Below are 22,922 nucleotides of genomic sequence, written 5' to 3'. Positions count from 1 at the left end.
CATAAATACGTATTTATCATTTTAAGAAACTTTATTGTATCTGTAAAATATGCTTGTATCCAGTGTATATGTTTTTACTTGATTTCATTGTGAAAAATGTCACACCCCAAGACCTAAATATGTCCATTGTGTGTACTGAAAAATTTGCGGGAATCGGTTAAACTTATTATCAGTAATATCATGAATGCCATACATCAATTAAGGGGTGAGGAAATTGGACACTTTAATATCAGCGGACAATACGTGGGCACTCTGGGCGATTATTACCGGTTGGGCCGCGGTCAGTATTTTTCTTGAACAGAAATATGCATGGGCATCCAAGGTGTCAGGGGCGATCATTGCCCTTATAGGTGCAATGACGCTGTCGAATTTGAATGTCATTCCAGTAGATTCCGGAGTGTACGATGCGATCTGGAATTATGCTGTTCCGCTTGCCATACCGCTCTTGCTTTTCCAGGCAAACATCAAGAAAATCTGGCAGGAGAGCGGACGCATGCTGACGATGTTTCTGCTCAGTGCAATCGGAACTGTTGCAGGCACGATTATTTCTTTTATGGTACTGAAAAACCACATACCCTATTTGGACAAGATTGGTGGTATGATGGCAGGATCGTATACAGGTGGCGGGGTCAATTTTGCCGCGATGTCAGCAAAGTTTGAAACACCTGAGGATCTGATTTCGGCAACAGTCGTAGCAGATAACGCGATGATGGCTATTTTCTTCTTTGTACTTATGGCTATACCAGCTGTCAACTTTATACGCGCACGTTATCATACACCGCATATGGATGAGGTGGAGGCCAGTGAAGGCGACGGGGACCAAACGCAAGCCGCTTCATTTTGGAAGCGTAAAGAAATTTCGCTTAAAGACATCGCTAAAAGTATCGCTACAGCAGTTGTTCTGGTAGCCATTTCATTTAACTTGGCTGACTTCTTTGCGCGGGTAATTCCAAGCGGTGAAGATGCCAGTCCTTTATTTGATCTGCTTGGCGGTGTCATCGGTGATCAGTATTTAATGCTGACCACTCTGACTGTGCTTGCCGTGCTAGTGCTGCCAAATTACTTTGAAAATATTAACGGGACCCAGGAACTTGGGACGTTTTTAATTTACTTGTTTTTCGTGGTGATTGGAGTGCCTGCTTCGCTGGGCGTTGTTTTGGGTGAAGCACCACTGCTGCTCGTCTTCGTGCTGATCATTGTGGTGATTAATTTGTTAATGTCCCTTATATTGGGAAAGCTGTTCAAGTTTAATTTAGAAGAGATCGTTCTCTCCGCCAACGCCAATCTCGGCGGACCGACAACTGCTGCAGCCATGGCCATCGCAAAAGGGTGGAATAAACTGATTGTGCCCATTCTGCTTGTCGGAACACTCGGCTACATCATTGGTAACTACATCGGAACGGCACTTGGATTGTGGTTCCAAGGATTTGTATAAGCATGAAATGTGACAAAGAGGGCCAGGCCCCCGGGAATTCATCCGTGAGGCCTGGTCCTCTTTGTCACAAATTACTTTATAATGAGGGGATTTAACTGGGACATGACACGGTCATAGTCTGAATCGCCCTGCAGAAGTGCCGCTGCTGTATAGGCACCTTCTACAAAAGCTGTGTCCATCAGATGGATCGTTTTATCGCTCGTGTTCAGATCCATTGCCATTTCGATATTCATTTTTGCACTCCCCAGATCATAAAAAGCAAACACTTCTTGAGCTGGATTATCCTCGATGGCTTGTTGAATGCGGGTGTAGCTGGAACCGATTGCCCCATCATCTGTGCCGGCTGAGAACGTAATGGGAACATCACCGGCAACCTCTTTTAAAAGTGAGACGAGGCCTTGTGCCATATCTGGTACGTGAGAGACAATCAAAACGCCATAGGTTGGATTAGCCATTCAATACACCACTTTCGATGAGCGCTTCGAAAAAATAACCTGATGATACAGCACCTGGGTCGAGATGTCCGATAGAACGTTCACCGACATAGGCTGCGCGCCCTTTTTCAGCCTTTAGTTCTTTGGTTGCTTCAACAGCATTGTATACAGTCTCCTTGTTTAACGCACTGTTTTCCACTGCTTCAATCACAGGACTCCAGACGTCTATCATTGTTTTGTCACCCAATTGAGCCTTCCCTCGTTTTTGTATGCCTGCAAGTCCAGCCTGCAAAAGTGCTCCAAGATCTTCTGCATCTTCAGCTGCTTGTTTACTCATTTCAAGAAGCGCTGTTCCATATAGGGGCCCGGATGCACCGCCGATATTGCTGATCAATGACATCGCGGCTGGTTTGAATATGTCAGCAACAGTTTCTGGTGTAGCCTGGTTTAGCTCTTGCGTCATTGCCTCCACGCCGCGTGCCATGTTGGAGCCATGATCTCCATCTCCAATTGCTTGGTCGAGTTCACTCAAGTAAGCTGCATTGTCTGTAATTTTATCTGCAAATAAAGTAAGCCATGTTTGGGTATTTTCAATCGTAAGCATGCGTGTTCCTCCTTCGTTTCTGCTTTAAAAAGCTGTCGGGGTTTCTGTTGGATGTTCGAGGTAAGGGAGCCACGATGTGTCCGCGAGTTTGAGCATTGTCAGGGAGATTCCGGCCATATCAAGAGATGTCATGTACGAGCCGACTTTTTTAAATTCAATCTCGACACCTTCCAGGGACAATCGTTCGGAGACGTCCCCCATAAAAATAAATTGTTCCATCAGAGGAGTCGCACCGAGTCCGTTGATCAACAACCAAAACGGTCACCTTGCGTCCAATTCAATTCATTCTTCAATTGACTCACAAGTTCTTCTGCAATCGCTTTGGACGATTTGATGTTTTCCCGCCGATAACCCGATTCTCCGTGAATGCCAATACCATATTCGAGCTCATTATCGGCAAGCTCAAATCCGGGTTTTCCAACTTCAGGAACTGTGGCAGGAGTTAATGCCACACCTAAAGAAGCCATATTTGCGACAACATCATTGCCTATTTTTTGCAAGTCTTCGAGGGCGGTTCCTATTTCTGCCGCAGCACCGAGGATTTTGTGAACGAATAATGTGCCGGCCACACCGCGCCGATCAGCAGATTGTGTATCTTCCAATGCGATATCGTCATTCACAACCACGTGCTTCACGGGAATGTCTTCCATGTCAGCCAGTTCCATTGCCATTTCGAAATTCATAATATCACCGGAATAATTTTTCACAATCAGCAGCCCCCCTGCCCCTTGATCCGCTTTTTTAATCGCTTCTAAAATCTGATCAGGTGTCGGGGAGGTGAAAACTTCACCACAAGCAGCAGCGGAGAGCATGCCTTTGCCGACAAAACCAGCATGAGCCGGCTCATGACCGCTGCCCCCGCCACTTACCAGTCCGACTTTGCCTTCATCTGTAAACTTGCGGTAGATCACACCCGTACCGTCAACCCGGTCAACAAGTTCATTATGTGTCAGGCACAACCCTTGAAGCATTTCATCCACAACGTGTTTCGGATCGTTCAATATTTTTTTCATGATACCGTTTCCTCCTTCTAAAGTTGAAATACCCTTTGTGTTCTACGTATAATCAACTTAAACGTTTAAAAAGAGGCGATAGTGATGGAAATTCAAAATATTTTTTGTGTGGGTCGCAATTATGCTGAACATGCGGAAGAATTGGGAAACACTGTGCCTGAGCGGCCACTGATATTTACAAAACCAACCCATTCTGCGGTGACAGCAACTGGAAATAAAATCGCATTGCCGCACGATTCAGGCAGTGTGCATTATGAAGCGGAAGTTGTGTTGTATATTGGTAAGGACATAGAGGAGACGGTTGCGGTTGATGAAGTCTTCACACATATGGCATTGGGGATTGATTTCACATTGCGCGATGTGCAGACAGAACTGAAGAATAAAGGCCATCCATGGGTATTGGCCAAAGGATTTAAAAACGCAGCGGTACTGACGGAGTTCTGGTCTTTCCCAGGGGAAGCAGCGTGTCTTGGAAAAACGTTCAGCCTTGTTAAAAATGGTGCAACAGCGCAGATCGGGGATATGAACGACCTGATTTTTGACTTCACCACACTACTGACATATATCAATATCCACTTTGGCCTGGCCCGAGAGACATTGTTTTCACCGGGACCCCGGCAGGCGTAGGACCTGTGAGGGACGGAGATCTTTTTACATTGAAATGGGGCAAGAAACAAAAGGGCAGTTCACTGTGGATCAAGGAATATAAAAATGAGCGACTCCTACATGTAGCCGCTCATTTTTGCCAAAAGGTTTCTGTATAGTAAGGCTGGGATTTATCGTTAAAAGCCACGCCGACAGCGAGGGTGTTGTACCCGCCCTTTAATATATTTTCTCTATGTCCGGCAGAGTTCATCAATCCTTCATGAGCAAAGACGCTGCTCACTTGCCCGGCGGCGAGATTTTCTCCGGCCATGCGGAACTGAATGTTATCTTCTCTCATGCGGTCAAATGGGGATTGACCATCGAGATTGGTATGGCTGAAGTAGTCATTCTCCGCCATATCGGTGCTGTGGCTGCGCGCAGTGGGCAAGGCGGGGTCCCCCCATTTGAGCGGAGCCTTTCCATGTTTGACCCGGGCAGCATTGGTCAGATCAAAAAGCTGTTCCTCAAATCCTTTTCTGAGGGCATCGCTTGGCTCCGTATAGTAATCCTTTTTCTGCTGCTCAAGACTTTCATCGATGATCTGGATGGCTGTCACCGTATTTTCGGAATGGACATCGTAAAATAGGGTCACGTAATTGCCATCAATTTTATACATATCAAACTCGTCACCGTGCTGGACCTGATAATTGACAAGCCCTTTACGAATTGACTTCTCAGGCTCACCCAGCGCAGCACGAACATCATCTCGGACACTGTTAAAAGTAATCGCATTTTTTGAGGCCAACAGATCCTGGTTTGTAAATAACGCTGCGACTTGATCGTTTTCATTGTATGCAACCATGAAAAAATGTGCGTAATCATTATGATAAGCGGCCCAGTTCACGCCATATTCATTCAAAGACGACCGCTGAGGCTCACCAGCTTCTTGCTCGACCTCAGAACGGGGGTCGCCAATCTCGACATTGAAAATCGAAAAGGTTTGTTCGGCGGGCTGATCCAGGTCAGGCTTTTCAGGTGGCTCCTGGTTGGGTGATTCTTTTCCGAATTGACTTTCCAATTTGCCTTTGAGAAGCTGAAATTCTTCGGTCACTCTATCAATCACTTGAGATGAATTGATTTTATCTTTTAATGTATTGATATCGGCCTGGACATTGTTCACGACACCATCGACACCAGATTCCTGATAAGTGGGCCATAGAAATGCCAAAACAGGAAACATACGAGTACAATCATGATCAAATTTCTGATTTTGCGCATATAAAACGCCTCGGTTTCATTGGGTTGTTTTCTTATATCTATATTATCATAGCAGGATTTTCTATGATGATAAACAGCATACCCTGAACGAATCAATTGGAAACATCAGGCATATAGGCTATTCTTAATCTAAAAGTAATACACAGAAGGAGAGGTCACATGGATTTAGGTTTAGAAGGAAAGTCAGTTGTGGTGACGGCTGCAAGCAAAGGACTTGGCAAAGCAATCGCTGCAGCTTATGCAAGGGAAGGGCACATGTCCTGATTGCGAGCAGGAATGAAGCGAATTTGCAGGCAACCGTCGCAGAGATTAAAGCCCATACAGATAACGCACACATTGACTATGCGATCTGTGATATGAAGCGTCATGCGGATATTAAAAAGCTTATCGCCAAGGCAGTTCAGCAAAACGGAACGGTGGATGTGCTCATCAATAATGTCGGGGGACCGCCGGCAGGGCCTTTCCTGGAGATTACCGATGAAGAATGGTACCAGTCATTTCAGCGCAACCTGCTCAGCTTTGTCCGCACCATCCGGGAGGCCGCGCCCTATATGATTGAACAGCAAAGCGGCCATATTATCAACCTGGCCTCGTCATCGATTAAGCAAAGCCTGGACAATATGGTAATTTCAAATACGCTACGCCCCGGCATCCATGGTCTAACCAAAACTTTGGCACAGGAGCTAGGGGAGGATCATATACTGATCAATACTGTCGGACCCGGAAAAATCAAAACAGACCGCATACTTGACTTGACCCGGGCTAACGCAGAGAAACAAAATATTTCCCCGGAAATAATGCTGGACAATGTCGAATCTGAAATTCCGATGAAGCGCTTTGGTACACCAGAAGAGTTCGCCAATGCTATTTTGTTTCTGGCTTCGGAGGCCAATTCGTATATAAGCGGCCAATCGCTTGTGATTGATGGGGGACTCGTAAAAGCCCTATAAAAATAGACAGCAAAGCCCTGATGCAGTGTGGTGTTTCCCCAATGCATCAGGGCTTTTTGTAAAGGATTTATTTTGAATTTACGCTGAAAATAGCGCCCTCACCCGCTTGAACGTGATCTGTTTCTGTAAGTTCAATCTCTCCCATATCGTCCTTATTGGTTACGATAATAGGGGTGATTGGATTCTTATCATGAGATTTGATTGTGTCAATATCAAATGTAAGGAGCTTGTCACCGGTTTTAACGTGATCATCTTCTGCCACAAACGCAGTAAAGCCGTCCCCTTTAAGTTCAACTGTATCCAATCCAATATGAATCAGTATTTCTGCACCATTCTCTGCACGAATTCCAATGGCATGCTTTGTTTCAAACAACTGAATAATCGTTCCATCTACTGGCGCATAGACTGTTCCATCATCAGGTTCAATTGCAACACCTTCTCCCATCATCTTCTGAGAGAAAACCGGATCCGGAACTTCCTCCAAAGCTGTAACCTTGCCGGTGATGGGAGCATAGACCGTGATGTCTTGAGGTTCATCGTGTTTTTTAAATAAATTCTTAAACATGCTGCTGCACCTCCCAAATGTATTGCTGCTTTGTAATTAAATACACTTTAACTGTGACATTTAATAATTCTTCCCTTTCCAGACTGCGGGAAAACCCAGTCTGCTGTTTACAATTTCCCAGTGTATTTATGGTTTACAATTCATGCGAAAAACATGCACAACCCGAGGCCAGCCTCCTAGGTCCTTAAGACTGGAGGATTGGCCCCGCAGCTGTGTGCTTATTCAGCTTGTTTCTTGCTAAGAGACTTCACAATATCTTCATCTTTCGGAATCGGGTCTACTTTAAAATGGTTAAGCAAGGACAAGTCGATATGGCAGTAGCCGTTTGGATTTTTTTCCAGGTAGTTTTGATGTTCCTCTTCTGCCCGGTAGAAGTTTTTTAAAGGTTTAGCTTCTGTCACGACTTCCTCATCATATTTGGATTGCTCGTTTTGGACAGCTTCTTTGACGATTGCTGCATCTTCATCATCTTCATAATAAATTCCAGTCCGATACTGAACACCTTCATCATTACCCTGTTTGTTCAAAGTTGTTGGGTCAATGACAAGAAACAACTGATCAATCAGGCTTTTGAGGGATACACGGTCTGGGTCATATTGAACTTTAACGGTTTCTGCAAAGCCGTCCTCACCTGAAATGACATCGATGTAACTCGGGTTTACGCCATCTCCATTCGCATAACCAGATGTTACCTGATATACGCCATACAGCTTTTGCATGTAGGCTTCAACGCCCCAGAAACAACCCCCGGCAAAATATATGGTCTTTAAATCTGTTTCGGTATAATCCAGATGTTTGTTAATGTTATCCACATCTGACTTTAAAACATAGCCGCTCTGTTCTGCAAGATGCTCATTTAAGGCTTCATCAGTGACGGCTTCGTTCGAACTTTCTTTTGCGAAAGGCGCGCAGGCAGCCAGTGTAAGGAGGAGCAATAGAACGAGAAGTATGATTTTCTTCGGCATGAAGCATTCCCCCTAATTGAGTCTTTAGATCAAGTATAACAAAGGCAACCAAATTCGTTTACTTGTTTGTTTCATGCCCTATTGATGACGCTTGCGGCCGAGCAAATGTCCTGTGACACCTCCGATTATTGCAGGGAGCAACCATGCAAGCCCAGCATTGAAAAGCGGCAAGGATTCTATTAAAGGCTTGAGTGCTGGCAGTTGTATTCCGAAAGCCGTAATGCCGTCATACAGGCTGAACACTGCTGTGACTACAACCGCACCGCGATACACGGCTTGTGGCTTTGAGAACAAGGGATGCAAGAAAGCCAGCAAGATGATGACAATTGCTATCGGGTACAGAAATACGAGCACAGGAACAGACACCGTTATAATGGTATTCAGCCCCTGATTGGCAATTAAGAAGCTGAAAAAAGTCACGATTATGGCAACTGTTTTATAGGACATTTTAGAAATTCCGGAGAAATACTGGGCACTGGCAACAACCAGACCGACTGAGGTTGTAAAGCATGCCAGCGCAACGATTAATCCAAGAATCAAAGCGCCGAATGGACCGAATATGAGATCTGCAGCGCTTGAAAGAATTTCCCCGCCATTTGAGTGGGTGCCTGAATCTCCTATTTTTGCACCGATCCACCCAATCGCTACATACACACCGGTCAAACCGATACCAGTCACAAGGCCGGCTTTGATTGTTTCTTTAATCAATGCTTTTTTATGTGTGATTCCCCGTGCTTTAAAAGCCGTAACCACGATGATTCCAAATGCAAGCGCCGCAATGGCGTCCATAGTTAAATAGCCTTCAACGAAACCTTTAAAAAGCGGCATGGATTTGTATCTTTCAATCGGCTCTGCAAGGGGCTCCTGCAATGTGAACAATGCACCAACAATCAATGTGATAATTGCGAGCAGAAGAATCGGTGTCAAAAACTGGCCGATTCGATTTACGATCTTAGCCGGGTTTAAGCTGAAAATAAGAACCAGCAGGAAAAACACGGCTGTAAAAGCAAGCAATACAGCCCCATTTGACTCCACAAAAGGGCCCATACTCATCTCATAAGCGACAGATGCCGCTCTTGGGATGCCAAAAAAAGTACCAATTGACAAATAAACAAGTGAAGTGAACACAAGACCAAACAAAGGGTGTACGCGATTCGACAGCTCACGGGCATCACTTTTAACAAGTGCAATCGCTGCTACAGCAAGTATTGGAAGTCCCACACCTGTGATTACAAACCCAGCGATGGCCCACCAATAAGTCGTGCCAGCCTCCATGCCGAGTGTAGGCGGATAAATGAGATTTCCCGCTCCAAAAAATAATGCAAATAACATAAATCCAATGGTAAACGTATGTTTATTCATGATGGTCTCCTTTTGCCTGTGTAATTAATTGATAATAGTCTGATAATTAATTTTAGAATAAGTCAAAAATCCGCTTTTAATCTTAAACGGTATCAGACAGACAGTCAAACATTACCTCGGTTTTGTGTGAATAGCTGTCGATATTGTGATAATTCTTGTTGTTTTGGCTTGTGCTTGCCACATAGTAAAAATATAAAAAAGGTGCTGTGAACGCTAGGGAAAAAGACCCCCATTTGCTTAGTGCAGAGTCAAGTCCTTAATCTTGTGTAAAAATAATGTTACAATATTTAGTATATTTAAAGGGTCTTACTTGTGATGAAAGCAAAAATGCCAAGTATGCAATAAACCACAGCGTAGCTGCTTGCCCTTGCCAGCTGTGCCACTTCTTAGTGATCGCTTGAAGGGGAGAGAGCCCCGCCAGCGGAACTTAGAAGTGATTAGCCATGGTACACTGGTTATGTGGATGGTGCCCGTTGAGGGTGTTTTATCACCAGCCGCCACCCATGGCTCCAAACAATGGCAAGGGTGGTGGTTGATCTCTGTATCCACTAACAGAAATCCTAGGGACGGACTTTCATCGATAAAAGTATTTCCTCCCTCCCGAATCAACTGAGGCATCATAATCCTTTAAAACGGCTCCTACCAGTCTAAATGCCGATTCAGGATTAGGAAAGATCCTAATCACCCGGACCCTTCTCTTAACTTCCCCATTTATCCGCTCCAGCACATTTGTGCTCCGAATGTGGCGATGAGTCACAGGTGGTTCAGTGTAAAACTGAACGGCATCTTCGTAGCCTTCGTCAAGGACGTTAATGGCTTTCTGGTATTTTTTGTCGTCACCAAATTTGGTTATAAACTCTTCTTTAAGCATTCTTGAGATATCTATTGATTGAGCTTTGAAAATTTCTTTCAAGTGGTGGCGTGCTTCCGCACTATCTTTTTTAGGCATTGCATCTGTGATGTTTTTAATAAAGTGAACTGTGCAGCGTTGCCAGCTAGAGCCTAGAAATTTCTCTTGAACGGCTGATTTAAGGCCTTCATGCGCATCAGAGATAATTAACTTAGGTGCATGGAGCCCCCTGGAAATCAGTGATTCAAAGAAGTCGCTCCAATTCGCCTTTGATTCCACCCCGGAGACTTTGAATCCAATGATTTCTCTCTCGTCATTACTGTTGACACCCAGGGCAATATAGACTGCCTTTGAAACGACTTTGTGGAATTCACGGACTTTGATATATGTGGCGTCAACATAGACATATCTATAGTAATCCGTGCTTAGAGGTCTTTCAGACCACTCTTTTATAATAGGGTCTAATTCCTTTGTCAAATCAGAAACCATTGATTTTGACACCTTTTCACCGCAAAGTTGTTCAACGACTTTAGAGACTTTTCGAGTTGAAACGCCATTGACCACCATTTCGACCATGGACAGTAGAAAAGCTTGATCGCTTCGACTATATTTTTCAAACGCTTGAGTTGAAAACTCGCCGCTTCGGGTTCGAGGCACTTTTAAAGGGATTCTACCAATATTGAGAACCAGGTCTCTATCATAATAGCCATTTCTGTAGTCACTGCGCTCTCCGTCCCGCTCGTAAGAGGCGTTGTTCATGAATTGATTTCTTTCTTCCTCCATGTATTTGTTAAGTACTACGACGATCGAAGATTTAATTACGTCGTTCAGACTAGATTGCATGACTTCCTCTTTAAGTTGATCAAAATTTAGTGTAAAATTAATTTGGGTCATCATTAATACCTCCGTTACGGTTTTTTGTGGTGAAAATATTGTAACATAGGAGGCCTAATGATGGCCTTTTCTTTTTACACAATTATATGGACATAATCTAGTGCAGTTGGGTTTGCCGGCTAGTTATGCACATTCAATCTCGAATATGCACATTCGTACGCAGATATGCACATACAATCTCGGATATGCACATTCATACGCAGATATGCACATTCAATTTCGGATATGCACATTCGTACGCAGATATGCACATTCAATCCCGGATATGCACATTCGTACGCAAATATGCACATTCACCGGTCACCCTGCTGAAATAGCTGGCAGATGCAAATTTAATTGGAGCAGTGTATTATTACATACAGAAGAGGTTTTATCAGTAACTTGAAAATTGCAGCGATCAGGAGGTTTTTTCATGAATCAGGAACCACTTATACTATCTCCCGCTTTTCAGGAGCGAATCTGGGGCGGACATAAACTCAAGGATTTGTTTGGCTATGACATTCCGTCGGACCAAACAGGTGAAGCATGGATCATTTCTGCGCATAGAAACGGGCCTTCTCAAGTTGAAAATGGGGCTTTGGCGGGTAAGACCCTGAATGTTGTTTGGCAGGAACATCCGGAACTTTTTGGCAAAGAAAAAGCAAATGAAGCATTTCCGCTGCTTGTGAAGCTCTTGGATGCCAATGCAGATTTATCTGTCCAGGTACATCCGAACGACACTTATGCAAGAAGGGTTGAAGGCGAGCCGTATGGCAAAACGGAATGCTGGTATGTAGTGGATTGTGAGGATAATGCTGAAATTGTGTTTGGACATCATGCGAAGAGTGAGTCAGAATTTCGCGAGATGGTCGAAGCAGGCGAATGGGATGATTTATTGCGCCGTGTTAAGGTAAACAAAGGCGATTTCATTTATGTCCCAAGCGGAACCATTCATGCGATTGGTAAGGGCATCGTGATTCTCGAAACACAGCAGAGTTCGGACATTACATATAGGGTTTATGATTACGGGCGTACAGACGCTGACGGCAATGAACGAGAACTCCATATAGACGCATCAATTGCTGTGACCCATTATCCGCATCATGCTGAACAACAAGAACACGAAACAGTTACCGTTGAAGGATTGACCAAGACGAAGCTTGTGCAAGCAGACTATTTTACGGTTTACCATTTGGAAGTCGATGGAGCAGCAACCGCACCGGTTAAGGCTGATTATATCCTTATGAGTGTTTTGGATGGGACCGGAACGCTTGTGGTAAACGGGCAGGATTACACACTTGAAAAAGGCACGAATTTGATCTTGCCAGCCACGGTTGCCAGCTATGAGCTGAAGGGCCGAATGGAAATGATTGTATCACATGAAACACAGTAATTTTATTGGAAAGCAGATCATGCGAGCTCATACGCGTGATCTGCTTTTTTTGACAAAAATTATGTAAAAACTTCTCATTCTTTGTGATATAATTGAAACTTACCAGTAAATCAAACGTCTATAATGGTTGAAACGTTATAAAAATAGGAAAAGCTTGACGAGCTATGGAAAAATGGAGGGAAACGTGTTGAAGCGATCAGAATACAAGAAGAAAAAAGGATTGAAAAAGCGGTGGGTGATTATTCCAGTTGTAGTGGTGTTGACATTGCTGTTGGGAACAGGTGTGTATGGTTATTCGCTTTTAAGCAAAGCCAAAGATACCGTAAATACGAAAATGCATGAACCAATTGAATCCATAGATTTAACGAAAACAAAGAAGAAAGTCAAAGCATCAGAACCACTGAATGTTCTTTTGCTCGGCGTTGATGCGCGTGGTGCTGATAAGGGGCGGTCTGATGCACTGATGGTATTGTCACTTGATCCGCAAAATGATGCCATGCAGATTGTGTCAATCCCGCGGGACACACGAACAATGATTGCGGGGAAAGGGTTTCAAGATAAAATCAATCATGCCTATGCATTTGGCGGAGCAGATATGTCTGTCGCGACTGTGGAGGACTTCCTTGACATCGACCTGGATTATTATGTCCGTCTGAACATGGAAGGTCTGCAGGAGCTTGTCGATGAAATCGGTCCTATTACGGTGCAAAACAATATTGCCTGGAAAGACGGAAAATATGACTTTCCAAAAGGGGACGTCACGATGGACGGCGCTAAGACAATGAGCTATGTGCGCATGCGTAAACAGGATCCGGCTGGGGATTTTGGCCGTACTGAACGTCAGCGCAATGTGATTGAAGCCATTGTGGACACAGGAGCCACGGCAGGATCTGTTACGAAGATTCATAACATGATCGATATACTTGGTAATAACATGTCTACAAATATGGATTTCGATGACATGAAAAAGATGTTTTCCGGGTATAAAAATACACGAAAACATATGAATAGTTATATGATGCAAGGGCAAGGAACAAAGATTGACGGAATTTATTATATGAACGTAGCAGATGACGAGATTGCTAAAGTCCACGATATGCTGAAACGCTAGATTGTACGCGACAATCATCTAAGATAAAAAGAGGGTTAACATGTCACAAGAGATTTTACACAATGATTGGGCCGGCGTGCTGAATGATGAATTTTCCAAGCCATATTACTTAGCCCTTAGAGAATTTCTAAAGCGTGAATATGCCTATGAAACTGTGTTTCCAGAAATGCATGATATCTTTAATGCGTTACATCTAACCTCATTTGAGGATGTGAAGGTGGTTATACTTGGTCAAGATCCTTATCATGGACTAAACCAGGCGCATGGGTTAAGTTTTTCTGTGCAGCCAGGAGTTAAACAGCCGCCTTCACTTGTGAATATCTTTAAAGAAATGACTGCTGACCTTGGGTGTTCGCGTCCTGAGACAGGTGACCTCAGAGGCTGGGCTGAACAGGGCGTGCTGCTTCTAAACACAGTCCTCACCGTCAGAGCACACAACGCACATTCCCATAAGGGCCAAGGCTGGGAGACGTTTACAAACCAGGTGATCGAGTCGCTCAATCGTAAAGAGACACCTGTCGTGTATATTTTATGGGGAAGAGCGGCACAGGATAAAAAAGCATTGATCGATACATCCAAGCATTTTATCGTTCAGTCGCCACACCCGAGCCCCTTATCGGCCCACCGTGGATTTTTCGGCAGCAGACCGTTTTCAAAAACGAATGGCATTCTGGAAAAGCAAGGCCTGTCGCAAATTCAGTGGTGCAGCTTGTAAAATGGGTAAAGGTGGTTTGAAAGTTCTTTTGGAAAAAGTGTTGACAGACACATATCCTCGTTATATAATTCAAATCAACTTCAAAACGAATATTGCAATCCAAGACATGCGGGTACATTCATCTGGGCAGCAAGAAGAGACGAAGCGAATGGTGTAAGCTTCGGCAGGATGGTATGGAAATTACACATGCCGGTTCACGGATTAAACGAATGAGTGGATTGAAACAACTCTTAATCAGAGCGTTGGTTCAATCAACCAGGGTGGTAACGCGGAGCATAGCTTCGTCCCTTCAGCAGGGGCGGAGCTTTTTTATTTGTTTTAAACTGGGCCAGCCCCCGAAAAAGAAAAAATGAATAGCAGAATCCAAGACATGCGGGTACATTCATCTGGGCAGCAAGAAGAGACGAAGCGGCTGGTGCAAGCTTCGGCAGGATGGTATGGAAATTACACATGCCGGTTCACGGATTAAACGAATGAGTGGATTGAAACAGCTCTTTATCAGAGCGTTTGTCAATCAACCAGGGTGGTAACGCGGAGTACAGCTTCGTCCCTCGAGCAGGGGCGGAGTTTTTTTGTGTCGATTGTGACATGTAGGGCCTGGCCCTATCAGAAAAACATGAAGGAGGAGAAGGTTATGTTTCCGATTCAGCCGAAGCATGTTCCAACATTGATTGAATCAATTCTTATATTTTTTATTGCGGTAGGTCTGATCAGTTATTTTATCATTGGACTTGGAACTGTTCCGCACATTCCCATTTTAATAGGTATTTTTGTGATTATGGCTTACGGCTTGCTTCGTAAAATTTCATTTGCTGATTTACAGAATGGAATGGTTGAAGGGGCAAAGACGGGTATGGGTGCTGTATTCCTTTTCTTCCTGATCGGCATCTTGATCAGTAGCTGGATGATGAGCGGCACGATTCCGGCCTTGATCAATAGCGGTTTTACACTTGTCGGCGGCACGTGGTTCTATGCGATTGTATTTGCACTGACCGCCATTATTGGTGTATCGATGGGCAGTTCGCTTACGACAACCGCCACAATCGGTGTTGCCTTCATCGGCATGGCGACTGCAATGGACGTATCACTTGCCATTACAGCAGGTGCAATCGTTTCAGGCGCTTTCTTTGGTGATAAGATGTCGCCACTCTCTGATACCACCAACCTGTCATCCACAGTGGTTGGCGTTGACTTATTTGATCACATCAAGCATATCAGCCTGACAACGATTCCGGCTTTTATCCTGTCATTTATTGTTTTTGCGATTTTATCACCAAGCGAAGCCATTACCATGTCGTCAGCATCGGATTACAAGGCGGCCCTTGCTGAGACTGGTCTCATCCACTGGGCTTCCTGGATTCCGCTTGTGATCCTGATTCTATGTACCGCATTTCGCATACCAGCTTTTGTTTCACTTGGTGTAAGCAGTCTTGTGGCAACCGGTGTTGCACTTATATCGGGTAATGTTGTGTTTGCAGATGTATGGGGCATGTGGTTTGACGGTTTTACAGCGACAACGGGTTTTGAACCTGTTAATGCGCTGCTCACAAAAGGGGCATTAATAGCATGTTGTTCACCATCTCCCTTGTGATGCTCGCACTTGGCTTTGGCGGATTGTTGTTTGTCACCGGTGTGATTCCAGCCATTCTGCAAGCCATTGGGGAAAAACTGCAGAAGACCAGATCGATTGTACTGTCAACCGCTGCTACGGCCATAGGGGTCAACGTTCTGATCGGGGAGCAGTACTTGTCTATCATGCTTACTGGGGAAACGTACAAACCGATTTATCAAAAAGCTCAGCTGCCGAACAAGATGCTTTCCCGAACAATGGAAGACGCTGGAACTGTCATCAACCCGCTCGTTCCTTGGAGCGTGTGCGGCGTGTTTATCGCCGATGTTCTAGGTGTTCCGGTGCTCAGCTACTTGCCATTCGCTTTCTTCTGTTTGCTCAGTCCAGTCATCACCGTACTCTTTACCGGCAGATTGCTTGTTAAAAAAGACACTGCCAAAGAACGGGTGACCGCATAAGGAAGAAAAATCAGCACGGCCGATTCTCTAATGAAGATCGGCCGTTTGTGCTGTTATAGCTACGCGGTAAATTTATTAGAAACCTGGATAAAACGGAACATTTTCTGGATAAAAAGCCAAAAACCTGGATAACTGATCCTTTTTTCTGGATAAACATGATAATTTCCGGATAACCCACGATAATTTCTGGATAAACACAAAAAAACCTGGATAAATCACGCCTCTTAAACATCCCCAAATCTACAACCTCTCCTAACCTGGTTTGATATCACGTATCAAAGGGAATAATAAGAAGTACTTCTACTGACATGAATCAGTCATCTTGACACATACTAATTTCAAGTTGAAGTTCAAGTCAATTTATAAAGGTGGCCCATTTTCATGAAAAAAATATGGACAACATACATAGAGGCGTCTTTAATTATCAAAATTTCAATTGCCCTGGTGCTCGGTGTTGCTGCAGGGTTTTTGTTTGGGGAGGATGCCGCTGTCATTAGCCCGCTCGGCGATCTTTTGATCAGACTGTTAAAATTCCTGATCATCCCGCTTATATTGTTTACCATTATTGTGGGAATCAATCAGTCGAAAATAACCAACCTTGCGCGCATGGGCGGTAAGGTTTTTCTGTACTATTTAACCACATCCGCCATCGCGATTGTGATTGCGCTGGGTGTTGCCAGTCTGTTTAACCCTGGAAAAGGGCTGTCGCTTGATCCGTCCGAGTCGGTTGAAGTGCCGGAAAACCCTGCGATCTCAGAAGTGCTCCTTAACATCGTCCCGGAAAACATCGTTTCTGCTTTTGGAGATTTTAATCTTCTGGGCATTATTTTCACTGCGCTTGTATTTGGTGTGGCAATTGCTGTGCTGCGCGGGCAGGAAAAAACGCGTGAAGCCGGAGATCTGCTGTATCGTGTGGCAGATGGTTTAAATGAAGCGACATTTAAAGTGATGGGGTGGGTCCTGCAGTATCTTCCAATTGGCATATTCGCCATTATCGCCAAAACGGTAGGGTCACAGGGACTTGATACTTTAACCTCATTGGGGTCCATGGTACTCGTCTTTTACTTGGCGATCTTTGCCCAATTGCTCATATATGTTCTTATTTTAAAGGTGTTTGGCATCAAGCTTGGCAACTTTTTAAAACATGCGCGCACCCCAATTCTTACAGCATTTGTCACACAGAGCAGCTCAGGCACATTGCCACTTACGCTGAATGCTGCTGAGCGGCTGAAGCTCAATCAAGGATTGTACGGTTTTAGTCTGCCGCTCGGTGCTACCATTAATATGGATGGGGCAGCGATCAGGGTTGGTGTATCTGTCGTATTTGCGGCAAATGTGATGTCAACCAGTTTTTCATTCACCAACATGATTGAAATTGTCATTGTCGGAACGCTTGCCACCATTGGCACTGCTGGTGTACCGGGTGCGGGCATCATTATGATCGCGACGGTGTTCAGCCAGGCGGGACTTCCAATTGAAGTGGTGGCGCTCTTGACGTCGATTGACGCGCTCGTCGGCATGGGAGCAACCGGTACAAACGTTGCCGGTGACCTTGTCGGAACCACTGTGATCAGTAAAACTGAAGATAAACGCGAAACCCACGTGCAAAGACCCGCTCCGAATTATTAACCGGTGATGACAATATCTGTTTTTGTGTTAGAATAGGTATAACACGCGGGTGAGGTGAGGGTATGAAGCTGTTCAGTCAATTGCTTATTGTAGCAGGGCTTATATTGATTGCTGTGTTTGGCTATCAGTATATGGAACACGAAAAAGCCCAAAAACAATCCTTGGAACAAGCAGAGAAGACAATAGAACAATACGCCAAAAAAGCCGAACAGCCTATTGGTGACAGCCTTTTCGATCCTTACGATTTTGAAGCTGAAGACGGTACTGCTTTTGCCACACTGGAAATACCCAAACTGGGCAAAACGCTGCCCATTGTGGAAGGAACAGATGCTGAAGCACTCAAACAAGGTGTAGGACATTTATCCAATTCCGTTTACCCCGGTCAAAATGAACAAATTGTGCTGTCCGGCCATCGGGATACCGTCTTCCGTCAATTCGATCAAATAGAAATAGGTGACAGGTACACAGTTAAAACCCCGTATGGCACCTATACATATGAAATCAGAGAAACGGAAATCGTTCCTGAAAACGATACCTCCGTGATCCGGAAAATGGGTGAAGAAGCGCTGGTCGTCACAACCTGCTATCCATTTGACTTTGTCGGCAGTGCACCTGACCGATTTGTGACCTATGCCTATCCGATTAAGGAAGAGGACACCTCCCAATGAAGCTGAAAAGATATATTATATGGCAAGTTTATGACAATCTTACTGGATGGCATAAAAGAATGCTTGTTTCATATTGCGCTTTGTCGTGTTAATCACTATCCTTATAGAGAGAGGATTATTTAATGAAAGAGGCGGTTAAGTTGAAGGCTACCAATTCAAAACAACGTAATTATACCCCGTTGATATGGGTGTTATCGATCGTCATCATAGCGGTTATTCTAGCAACCAATTATCTGCCAAGGAGCACGAACGGCACGATTGCTGGTGTGGATCTGACTGTCTTGCCGTTATTGAACGCTGTATTTAACGGGATAACATTTTGCCTGTTGGTCGGCGCATTGATAATGATTAAAAAGAAGAACATCAAAGCTCATCGTAACTTCATCTTAGGTGCATTTGGTATGACGATGCTTTTCTTCGTAACGTATTTAACCTATCACGCCATGGCAGGCTCAACGAGTTTTGGCGGTGACGGATTCTTAAAAGGGATTTATTACTTCGTGCTGGTCAGTCACATTATCCTGGCAGCAGCAATTGTACCCATGTCGCTGATCACACTTGGCAGAGGCTTGAATATGAAAGTTGAGAAACATAGAAAAATCGCACGCTGGACAATGCCAATCTGGTTGTATGTGGCTTTCACAGGTGTGCTTGTCTATGTATTAATCTCCCCTTATTATTAAATTGAAGCAAAACCGGTTTAGTCTTAAAGACTTGCCGGTTTTTCCTTCTTAAACAGGGAGGCATACGTATTGCAAAAATTTATCATGTGTGACAAAATAAAGAACATTACTTCAAAGGGGTGGTCAACATGAAATATATCAAAGGATTCTTTGTGTTATTCATAGCAGCAATCGTGCTATCTGCCTGTGCCGGGGACGGCAGCGGCAACAACAATAGCACAGAACCGAATACATCTGATAACGGTAATGGAGGCGGTGAGGACAATACCTTAACCGTAGACCTTGCTTCAGATCCAGTATCACTTGATCCGCACGCAGCCAATGACGGGAATTCCTTGTACGTCATGAATGCGATGTACGATACGCTCGTACAAATGAATACAGATCTCGAAATAGAGCCAGGGCTTGCTGAAAGTTTTGAGCAAATAGAAGACACCGTATGGGAAGCGAAACTCAGAGAAGGGGTCAAGTTCCATGACGGCTCTGAGCTGAATGCAGAAGTCGTCAAAGCAAACCTTGACAGAGTTCGGGATCCGGATATTGCATCACCGCTATCTTTCCTGTTTGATATGATCGAATCAGTAGAAGTGGAAGATGAGTATACGGTCCACATTACAACAAAATATCCATTTTCAGCGTTGCCTTCACATCTCGCACATCCAGGCGGTCACATGATCAGCATGGATTTAATCGAAAAAAGTTATGATGCACTTGACGAAGGAAATGATCCTTTTACCGTTGTAAATGAAAACCCGATTGGAACAGGTTATTTTAAATATAAAGACAGAGTCAATGGCGAATATGTGGCACTGGAGAAGAATGAAGATTACTGGGGAGAAGAAGCACAGGTTGACACGGTTACATTCAAAACAGTGCCAGAGGATTCAGCTCGTATCGCTGAGCTTAAAACAGGCGCTGCCGATATTATTTATCCTGTAAACGCCAATGACGTTGAGCAAATCAACAATACTGAAGGTATGCATGTAAAAGAATCAGACAGTGCCAGCATGTCTTACTTGGGCATGAACAATGAAAAAGAACCGTTTAACAATGTCAAGGTCAGACAAGCCATTGCCATGGCCATCAACAAAGACCAATTGATAGAAGGTGTCCTTGAGGGTGTGCCGCTTCCTGCAAAAGGACCGCTGGCGCCAACAGTGAATGGCTACAGTGAAGATACTGAGCCTATTGAATTCGATCAGGATCAAGCGAAAAAACTCCTTGAAGAGGCCGGGTATGCAGATGGCTTTAAAACATCCATTCTTGCCTATGACCGGACCACTTCCGACATCGCTGAAAACATTCAAGCTCAGCTGAGTAAAATCGGCATTGAGGCTGAAATTGAAATGGCTGAAGTCGGTGCCTATCTTGAAGTGACTGGGAACGGAAGCTTTGATATGTTCGTCGGCAGCTGGGGAACAGTAACACTCGATGCAGATTATGGCTTATATCCAATGTTCCACTCAGAGAACGCAGGCGATTCTGGAAACCGTTCTTTCTTTAAAAATGACGAGGTTGACAGTCTCCTTGAGCAAGCTAGAAAATCAACAGATGAAGCAGAGCGTCAGAAGCTTTATGCAGAAGCACAGCAGATTATTGTAGACGAGGCAACCATTGTTCCGCTTTATCATTCCGTGTTGCTTGCCGGCCTGCAGGATTCTGTAGATGGATTCTTCCAGTTTCCAAGTAGCTTCCCGTTCTTAAGAGATGTGACAGTGGAGTAGAGAAAGCATACCGATTTGAAAAAGGACCGGCTAGGCGCATTGCGCCAGGCCGGTCCTTTTTGTCTAACTTATCGAGTTAGAAGAATTCATGTTCATGGTGTATGTTAACAATGTCAATAGTGCTGAAGCAGAGAAGCTGATCCATATAGCATTTATATAATTGCCTGAAAAGAAGAACATAACACCTATGCCCAGGGCGAAAAACATGCTGATGATCTCAAGAGACTTAATGGATTTTTTTCCGTAAATAATGATGAATACAGGCACAATCATAACAGCACCAATCATACCGTTAAAGAAAATCAAAGGCACAATGGCATGCGTTGAAAATAACCCAGCTATATAGACGCCAAGTGCAATACAGGCGGAAATGATATAACTGTATTGATATTTAACCGCATCTGATTTGTATTTAGCAGGTGACAAATGCCGGACGATAAGGATTGTTAAAGCATTGAGTTCTGCTCCGACCGTACTTGTTGCTATGATGATGCAAAAAGTCACAAATAACGCTAAAATAAATGAGGTGCTGAGCTTGTAAATAAGTTCGAATAAAACATCACCAGCCTGCTCATAACCCTGATTGGATAATGAAATCATAAGCATGGATAAAATAGCAAGGGGAATGGTGCTGTAAATAAGCCCCATCAAACTGAATGTGGACCGGACCTTTGAGTGCTGGAGCATAAACGTCCGCTGCCATGATGTTCTGTCAATCATGATCAAGCCGAATACCAGTAAAAATGAACTGAATAAAAACGACAGACTGCTGTAATCTTTCCAATATAATAGATAAGGATGGTACAATCTCAGACCGTTATATATGGGTTCGATGCCTTGCTGTATAAATACATAGACTGGAATAAAAATAATAGCGGCAAATATAATGGCCAACTTGAACGGCTCCAGTTTTAAAATACCTTGCATGCCCCAAACCCCGCCATACAAATAACAAAACAGCATAAAAATAAACAATGTAATAGGAACAGGAATGACAAAAAGGATACTAAGCATATGGTGAATAATAAAACCTTGTATGGCGAGCATCAATAAACCGGAAACAGCAACTAGTGCTATGAGGATGTTGCTTTGAACGCCCTCTGTTTTGCGTTCAATAATGTCGCCTAATGTTAAGCTCTCGGGCCATTTTGTCTTGGCCGAATGGGCCACCCACCCAAACATAACAAATGCTGCGGCATGAAAAAGTGTGTAGATGATGATACCTAAGAGACCGTAACGCATTAATATCTCTGAAGAAAAAAAGATGGTATCGGGACCGACCCATCTGGCAAGTAAAGTTAATACCCCGAACGAAGCCCCGAGGGACGCATGCCGGGCAGCATACTTTTTCTCATATTGGTTCATAAACATTAAATCCTCTTTCTAAACGCACTGGGATTGACCCCGAGTTCTTTTTTGAAAAGCTGGCTGAAATAATGCTGGCTGTTAAAACCACATTGTTCGGAAACCTCTGCTATAGAAAGGAACGGTTTTTCGTTCATTAAGCGTTTGGCAGCTTCTATGCGGTATTGATTAAGGTAATGCGGAAAACTGACTTCCAACTCTTCGTTGAATTTCCGGCTTAGATACGCATGATTCACATGAATATCTTCAGCAATGTCACCAAGCGTTAAACGCGCGTCAAAATGATTATGAATGTAATCCAGCACTTGTTGAATGATTTCTGAATGATTCTTGTTGACCGTGAAGGGCTTAATAGCTGTAATAAGTTCAGATTCAACAACGGGCTTTGTAATGAAATTATCAACTTTGAGACGAAGTGCTTTTTGGGCATAATCGAAGGACTGGTAGGCTGTCACCATCACAATGTGAACATGGCTTTGCGTGTTCTTAAGCCATTTAACAAGTTCAAATCCCGATTGACCTGGAAGGTGGATATCAATGAGGGCTAAATGAACTGTATTGGCTTTTGCATACGTTAAGGCTTCAGACACATCTTGAGCCTTAAAGAATGTCTGCAGGTGAAAAGATTGCTGTAACATATATTCGAGCTGATCCAGCTCCAGTTGCTCATCATCAACCAATAAAATGTTCAT

At 44.0% G+C, this 22,922-nt stretch carries 18 protein-coding genes and 3 pseudogenes; 11 read left to right on the top strand and 10 right to left on the bottom strand.

The features are described 5' to 3' along the window. The first annotated feature begins 214 nt into the window (after positions 1–214). Positions 215–1,435 (top strand): DUF819 family protein, encoded by a 1,221-nt coding sequence (locus tag JNUCC1_RS02915; protein ID WP_156643943.1) that lies wholly within the window; start codon positions 215–217, stop codon positions 1,433–1,435. A 71-nt stretch (positions 1,436–1,506) separates the two neighbouring features. Here JNUCC1_RS02915 and dhaM read toward each other — a convergent pair whose 3' ends face one another. The 3 genes and pseudogenes from dhaM to dhaK all read right to left on the bottom strand — a co-directional run bounded on the left by dhaM (position 1,507) and on the right by dhaK (position 3,486). Continuing rightward, positions 1,507–1,890 (bottom strand): dihydroxyacetone kinase phosphoryl donor subunit DhaM, encoded by a 384-nt coding sequence (dhaM, locus tag JNUCC1_RS02910; RefSeq protein ID WP_156643941.1) that lies wholly within the window; start codon positions 1,888–1,890, stop codon positions 1,507–1,509. Then, positions 1,883–2,473 carry a dihydroxyacetone kinase subunit DhaL gene (gene dhaL / locus JNUCC1_RS02905; protein ID WP_156643939.1) on the bottom strand — a complete coding sequence of 197 codons (591 nt, stop codon included), beginning with the start codon at positions 2,471–2,473 and terminating at the stop codon, positions 1,883–1,885. The genes dhaM and dhaL overlap by 8 nt, the downstream gene beginning before the upstream one ends. Positions 2,474–2,497: 24 nt before the next feature. Further along, a pseudogene (dhaK, locus tag JNUCC1_RS02900) lies at positions 2,498–3,486 on the bottom strand (dihydroxyacetone kinase subunit DhaK). 84 nt (positions 3,487–3,570) lie between these two features. Here dhaK and JNUCC1_RS02895 point away from each other — a divergent pair. Continuing rightward, positions 3,571–4,113: a fumarylacetoacetate hydrolase family protein gene (locus JNUCC1_RS02895; protein ID WP_442915413.1), complete on the top strand. Its 543-nt coding sequence runs from the start codon at positions 3,571–3,573 to the stop codon at positions 4,111–4,113. 109 nt (positions 4,114–4,222) lie between these two features. On the opposite strand, the gene JNUCC1_RS02890 is transcribed toward JNUCC1_RS02895, so the two are convergent. Then, the gene (locus JNUCC1_RS02890) at positions 4,223–5,299 is read right to left on the bottom strand and encodes a CAP domain-containing protein (protein ID WP_231746956.1); all 1,077 of its coding nucleotides are present in this window, start codon (positions 5,297–5,299) and stop codon (positions 4,223–4,225) included. Positions 5,300–5,508: 209 nt separating this feature from the next. Here JNUCC1_RS02890 and JNUCC1_RS02885 point away from each other — a divergent pair. Then, positions 5,509–6,299 (top strand): annotated as a pseudogene (locus JNUCC1_RS02885) (SDR family oxidoreductase). 67 nt (positions 6,300–6,366) lie between these two features. Here the strand turns inward: JNUCC1_RS02885 and JNUCC1_RS02880 are convergent. The 4 genes from JNUCC1_RS02880 to JNUCC1_RS02865 form a co-directional block, all read right to left on the bottom strand. Continuing rightward, positions 6,367–6,864, bottom strand: coding sequence for a PTS sugar transporter subunit IIA (locus tag JNUCC1_RS02880; protein WP_156643935.1), 498 nt, complete (start codon positions 6,862–6,864; stop codon positions 6,367–6,369). Between the two features lie 218 nt (positions 6,865–7,082). Then, positions 7,083–7,829, bottom strand: coding sequence for a peptide-methionine (S)-S-oxide reductase MsrA (gene msrA / locus JNUCC1_RS02875; RefSeq protein ID WP_156643933.1), 747 nt, complete (start codon positions 7,827–7,829; stop codon positions 7,083–7,085). A 78-nt stretch (positions 7,830–7,907) separates the two neighbouring features. Then, positions 7,908–9,194, bottom strand: coding sequence for a branched-chain amino acid transport system II carrier protein (brnQ, locus tag JNUCC1_RS02870; RefSeq protein WP_442915445.1), 1,287 nt, complete (start codon positions 9,192–9,194; stop codon positions 7,908–7,910). A 571-nt stretch (positions 9,195–9,765) separates the two neighbouring features. Further along, the gene (locus JNUCC1_RS02865) at positions 9,766–10,935 is read right to left on the bottom strand and encodes an IS256 family transposase (protein WP_156645371.1); all 1,170 of its coding nucleotides are present in this window, start codon (positions 10,933–10,935) and stop codon (positions 9,766–9,768) included. Between the two features lie 412 nt (positions 10,936–11,347). On the opposite strand from JNUCC1_RS02865, the gene manA reads away from it, so the two are divergent. The 8 genes and pseudogenes from manA to JNUCC1_RS02825 all read left to right on the top strand — a co-directional run bounded on the left by manA (position 11,348) and on the right by JNUCC1_RS02825 (position 20,865). Beyond that, entirely contained in the window at positions 11,348–12,307 is a 960-nt protein-coding gene (manA, locus tag JNUCC1_RS02860; protein WP_156643926.1) for a mannose-6-phosphate isomerase, class I, read from the top strand. 184 nt (positions 12,308–12,491) lie between these two features. After that, a complete protein-coding gene (locus JNUCC1_RS02855; RefSeq protein WP_331713576.1) occupies positions 12,492–13,418 on the top strand; it encodes an LCP family glycopolymer transferase in 927 nt (308 codons plus the stop codon). A 40-nt stretch (positions 13,419–13,458) separates the two neighbouring features. Beyond that, positions 13,459–14,133 (top strand): uracil-DNA glycosylase, encoded by a 675-nt coding sequence (locus tag JNUCC1_RS02850; RefSeq protein WP_156643922.1) that lies wholly within the window; start codon positions 13,459–13,461, stop codon positions 14,131–14,133. Positions 14,134–14,767: 634 nt separating this feature from the next. After that, positions 14,768–16,161: pseudogene (nhaC, locus tag JNUCC1_RS02845) on the top strand (Na+/H+ antiporter NhaC). Between the two features lie 381 nt (positions 16,162–16,542). Then, positions 16,543–17,790 carry a dicarboxylate/amino acid:cation symporter gene (locus JNUCC1_RS02840; protein ID WP_156643920.1) on the top strand — a complete coding sequence of 416 codons (1,248 nt, stop codon included), beginning with the start codon at positions 16,543–16,545 and terminating at the stop codon, positions 17,788–17,790. 62 nt (positions 17,791–17,852) lie between these two features. Further along, complete coding sequence (locus JNUCC1_RS02835) at positions 17,853–18,458, top strand: class D sortase (protein WP_156643918.1); 606 nt, start codon at positions 17,853–17,855, stop codon at positions 18,456–18,458. A 122-nt stretch (positions 18,459–18,580) separates the two neighbouring features. Continuing rightward, entirely contained in the window at positions 18,581–19,141 is a 561-nt protein-coding gene (locus JNUCC1_RS02830; RefSeq protein ID WP_156643916.1) for a DUF420 domain-containing protein, read from the top strand. A 128-nt stretch (positions 19,142–19,269) separates the two neighbouring features. Next, the gene (locus JNUCC1_RS02825; RefSeq protein ID WP_156643914.1) at positions 19,270–20,865 is read left to right on the top strand and encodes a glutathione ABC transporter substrate-binding protein; all 1,596 of its coding nucleotides are present in this window, start codon (positions 19,270–19,272) and stop codon (positions 20,863–20,865) included. Positions 20,866–20,928: 63 nt separating this feature from the next. Here the strand turns inward: JNUCC1_RS02825 and JNUCC1_RS02820 are convergent, their stop codons facing one another. Both JNUCC1_RS02820 and JNUCC1_RS02815 read right to left on the bottom strand, forming a co-directional pair. Continuing rightward, a complete protein-coding gene (locus tag JNUCC1_RS02820; RefSeq protein ID WP_156643912.1) occupies positions 20,929–22,236 on the bottom strand; it encodes a hypothetical protein in 1,308 nt (435 codons plus the stop codon). Continuing rightward, positions 22,236–22,922: a response regulator gene (locus JNUCC1_RS02815; protein ID WP_156643910.1), complete on the bottom strand. Its 687-nt coding sequence runs from the start codon at positions 22,920–22,922 to the stop codon at positions 22,236–22,238. The genes JNUCC1_RS02820 and JNUCC1_RS02815 overlap by 1 nt, the downstream gene beginning before the upstream one ends.

The organism is Lentibacillus sp. JNUCC-1, assembly GCF_009741735.1.
Classification (GTDB): domain Bacteria; phylum Bacillota; class Bacilli; order Bacillales; family Amphibacillaceae; genus Lentibacillus_B.
The sequence above is the reverse complement of the archived record's forward strand: the minus strand, read 5'-3'. Positions and strand labels throughout refer to the sequence as shown.

Coding starts and splice junctions, on each gene's coding strand:
- JNUCC1_RS02840 (WP_156643920.1), top strand. CDS start 16,543: ATGAAAAAAATATGGACAACATACATAGAGGCGTCTTTAATTATCAAA.
- JNUCC1_RS02815 (WP_156643910.1), bottom strand. CDS start 22,922: ATGAACATTTTATTGGTTGATGATGAGCAACTGGAGCTGGATCAGCTC.
- msrA (WP_156643933.1), bottom strand. CDS start 7,829: ATGCCGAAGAAAATCATACTTCTCGTTCTATTGCTCCTCCTTACACTG.
- dhaL (WP_156643939.1), bottom strand. CDS start 2,473: ATGCTTACGATTGAAAATACCCAAACATGGCTTACTTTATTTGCAGAT.
- manA (WP_156643926.1), top strand. CDS start 11,348: ATGAATCAGGAACCACTTATACTATCTCCCGCTTTTCAGGAGCGAATC.
- JNUCC1_RS02850 (WP_156643922.1), top strand. CDS start 13,459: ATGTCACAAGAGATTTTACACAATGATTGGGCCGGCGTGCTGAATGAT.
- JNUCC1_RS02895 (WP_442915413.1), top strand. CDS start 3,571: ATGGAAATTCAAAATATTTTTTGTGTGGGTCGCAATTATGCTGAACAT.
- JNUCC1_RS02865 (WP_156645371.1), bottom strand. CDS start 10,935: ATGACCCAAATTAATTTTACACTAAATTTTGATCAACTTAAAGAGGAA.
- JNUCC1_RS02825 (WP_156643914.1), top strand. CDS start 19,270: ATGAAATATATCAAAGGATTCTTTGTGTTATTCATAGCAGCAATCGTG.
- JNUCC1_RS02820 (WP_156643912.1), bottom strand. CDS start 22,236: ATGTTTATGAACCAATATGAGAAAAAGTATGCTGCCCGGCATGCGTCC.
- JNUCC1_RS02835 (WP_156643918.1), top strand. CDS start 17,853: ATGAAGCTGTTCAGTCAATTGCTTATTGTAGCAGGGCTTATATTGATT.
- dhaM (WP_156643941.1), bottom strand. CDS start 1,890: ATGGCTAATCCAACCTATGGCGTTTTGATTGTCTCTCACGTACCAGAT.
- JNUCC1_RS02830 (WP_156643916.1), top strand. CDS start 18,581: ATGAAAGAGGCGGTTAAGTTGAAGGCTACCAATTCAAAACAACGTAAT.
- JNUCC1_RS02880 (WP_156643935.1), bottom strand. CDS start 6,864: ATGTTTAAGAATTTATTTAAAAAACACGATGAACCTCAAGACATCACG.